Consider the following 3,090-nt stretch of genomic DNA (forward strand, 5'->3'; position numbering starts at 1 on the left):
GTGATTGCCGACGGCGTGATCATGCGCCATGCCGACGATCGCTTTATCGCCACCGTTAGTAGCGACCACGCGGATCATCTGTTCGCACACTTTCAGTATTGGCGCGATCGACGTTGGAGTGATCACCGAGTCGTAATGACGGATGTCACCGAAGCTTGGGCGGCAATCGCCGTCGCCGGACCCAACTCACGCGAGAAGCTGAGCGGGCTGCTGGGTGAACCCTCGATCAACGCACTGGCTCACATGACTTTTTTCGAGACTCAACATCGCGGCAGCACCCTTCGAGTTCTTCGCGCCAGCTACTCCGGCGAACTCGCGTACGAACTCCATTGCCAGCCAGACGCCGCTTTATCGCTGTGTCAGCTGCTCGCGGACTCAGGACTCAAACCCGATGGGTTGGAGGCCCTCGATGTCCTGCGCACCGAGAAGGGTTATCTCGGCGGCAGCGAGATGAATGGCCAGACCACGCCTGACGATCTCGGCCTGAGCACCCACCTACAAGCGAATAATCAATGCATCGGTAGTGCGCTGTTGAACCGTGCCGCCTTTCACGCGCCCGAACGGCCTGCATTGATCGGCATCCGCGCGACCGATGGCCGATCACGGTTTCTCGCTGGCGCTCAAATCACTAGTGCGGACCAGCGAACACGCAGCGCAGGCCATGTGACGTCGGCCGTGTTCAGTCCGGCGCTCTCGCAGTGGGTTGGCCTGGCCCTGATTGATCGCAACGTGGTCCGCTCTGGCGTACCGCTGCTTGCGATGGATCCACTGCGCCAGTTGGAGACCGCCATTGTCACGACCGCGACGACTCACTTCGATCCCACTGGCGAGCGCATGAAATCGTCATGAAAGCCTCCACCGAACTCGTCGCCCTGGATCTGCGTAGCCTGCCCGCGCTGGCGCCGCAGCTTCCCATCGAGCCTGGCGCCGTTCGCCGCACGAACGCCGGAACGTATCTGCACTTTGCTCCGGGTCGGTGGCTGATTGCCGATCACGAGCCCGGGATCATGGCCGCCTTGCTCGGCAGCGACGTCGTCGAGAGCTTCGATGTCACTGGAAAATGGTGTCAAGTTAGCTTGCCTGCAGAAAACGCACAGCGTTTGCTTGCCACCCAGATGCCCGTGATCAGAACTCTATCGGGCAGACATTGCGCCGCCATCCGTCTCTTCGATGCACCGGCCATCGTCGCGCACGACGCCGCGGGCTTCGCGGTCTGGACCCATCGTAGCTATTTGCAGTTCGTCCAAGACGCCATCGAACAAACGCGCGAACGTTTAGTCACGCGGATTCACAGCTCATGAAATCGCTTTACTTCGTCAAAGGCCACTGCGGTTGGGATGTGTTGAGCCTGCTGCTCGCCGAGCAAATTCCCTTCGATGAGCAACTCACCACGGCACTCGCAGTGCTAGACCCGCCATTCAGCGGCGGCCTCGAAGTGGGCTTGCTGAGCGCCATGGCCCGTCGTAACGACCTTCGCCTGCGCATCACCGACAGCACAACGCGCCAATGGGTCTCGATGTGCGGCGGCATGACGCAGGTCATCGGCAAGGCGCTGATCGAAACGCAACTAGGCACGCGGTTAGGCGTAGACGTCAGCAGCCCGATCATCGACGTGCGACTGATCACGGACAGCTGCACGATTCCAATCCACATCGAAGCGGCGAACGGCCAAGCCACCCGCGTCACGACCACGATGGACAGTTACGTCGACCTCACCTATGGCTTGGGAGTCTCTGATGTTTCCGTGCAAGGCGTGCCCGCAATCTCAGCGGGCGAGTATTTGGTCATCGATGTGGCCGAGCTAGAAGCGCACCACCCCGGCCTGGACTTCACCCGCCGCGATCCCGGCCCGCATCTGGCTGTGGTAACCGCGATCCTGGAACAACATCGCCAGCAGCACGGGGATTCGCTCTACTCCAACGCCATGCTCTACGACGCGCACCCCAACGGCGCCGGCAACTTCCGAATCTTTCCTCGCTTTCTCGACGCCACCGCGGCCGCCCTGCCCTACGAATTCCAATGTGGCACCGGCACCATCGCCTTGACCGTTGCATTGGCCCACGCCGGAAAACTCGCCCCCTACGCTAGCAACGGCAGCTTCGTACTCGAATGGGGCAACCCGCTCGTCACACCCGACCCGTACGGCATTCGCACCTCACACGTGTCGGTGACACTGCAAGGCCAACGCGTGACCTCAGCGTCGTTCAGTCACAGCGTGGTGGAGATATCGATCGAAGGAAGCTTGCGCCTCATCCGATGAAAGCAGACACAGGACCCGGCGACGCCGACGGCCGCACCAGCCGATATTTATAGATTTTCCGATACAGCGTCTTGCGACCAATCCCCAGCTCCTTGGCTGCGCGAGTCATGTTCCATTGGCAGCGCTGTAGCACGCTGGCGATGGCAGACGATTCCGCGAAGGTCAGAGCATTCTCGGCGGCCCAGCCCTGCTCCGTGTGACAGCCGCCAACAGCCGCGCTCGGCAGCTGCAATTTTCCGAAGCCGCGCCGTGCCGAGCCTGACCAGGTGAGTGGGAAGACCTCGCCGGCATGCAAGCGATGCATGTGAGCCAGATGGTTGGCATCGGCCCCAAAGAGCTGCTGAATGTCATTGCCGCAGATCGCATCATGAGCGGACGCGCCCAGCAATCGCATGCCGCTGCGATTCACGCCCACGACGGTGCCGCTCTCAGTGAAAGTAATGACACCTTCAGCAACGGTGCCCACATATTCCTGGCGCCGGTGGAAATTCAGCACAAAGTGCTTCGGGGCTGGCAGCAGCAACCGACTCTCGATGCTCTGGGCGGCAAGATCGAGTAGCGAGAGCATGGGCCCTCGCGGCAAAGCATCCACGCTCGAAATATTGATGGCACCGAGCAGACTACCCGTACCGCCAATGATGGGCGCGGCGTAGCAGGTCAGCCGAGTGTTCTGAACCAGGAAGTGCGCACCGGCTTCGACAACGATGGGAGAACGCGTCAACAGGCAGGTGCCCATGCCGTTGGTGCCTAGCTCTGCCTCGCTCCACACGGCGCCTTCGCGAAAGCCGCTGTAACGAGCGGTGCCGGCGAACGACGACGTGCCGGCATAC

4 protein-coding genes are annotated in these 3,090 nt (G+C 61.4%); 3 read left to right on the plus strand and 1 reads right to left on the minus strand.

The window, feature by feature from the left end; translation table 11 throughout:
• From JNL55_RS01180 to JNL55_RS01190, 3 genes are all read left to right on the plus strand, one after another.
• The coding region (locus JNL55_RS01180) for a glycine cleavage T C-terminal barrel domain-containing protein (RefSeq protein WP_293848418.1) at positions 1-849 on the plus strand (849 nt) is incomplete at its 5' end.
• The gene (locus tag JNL55_RS01185; protein ID WP_293848420.1) at positions 846-1,301 is read left to right on the plus strand and encodes a hypothetical protein; all 456 of its coding nucleotides are present in this window, start codon (positions 846-848) and stop codon (positions 1,299-1,301) included. The genes JNL55_RS01180 and JNL55_RS01185, both read left to right, overlap by 4 nt.
• Complete coding sequence (locus tag JNL55_RS01190; protein ID WP_293848422.1) at positions 1,298-2,260, plus strand: hypothetical protein; 963 nt, start codon at positions 1,298-1,300, stop codon at positions 2,258-2,260. The genes JNL55_RS01185 and JNL55_RS01190 overlap by 4 nt, the downstream gene beginning before the upstream one ends.
• On the opposite strand, the gene JNL55_RS01195 is transcribed toward JNL55_RS01190, so the two are convergent.
• Positions 2,250-3,090 (minus strand): helix-turn-helix domain-containing protein (locus tag JNL55_RS01195; RefSeq protein WP_293848424.1); only part of this gene is annotated, 841 nt, incomplete at its 5' end. The two genes, JNL55_RS01190 and JNL55_RS01195, sit on opposite strands and share 11 nt — an antisense overlap.

Source organism: Steroidobacter sp. (assembly GCF_016790065.1).
Taxonomy (GTDB): Bacteria; Pseudomonadota; Gammaproteobacteria; order Steroidobacterales; family Steroidobacteraceae; genus Steroidobacter.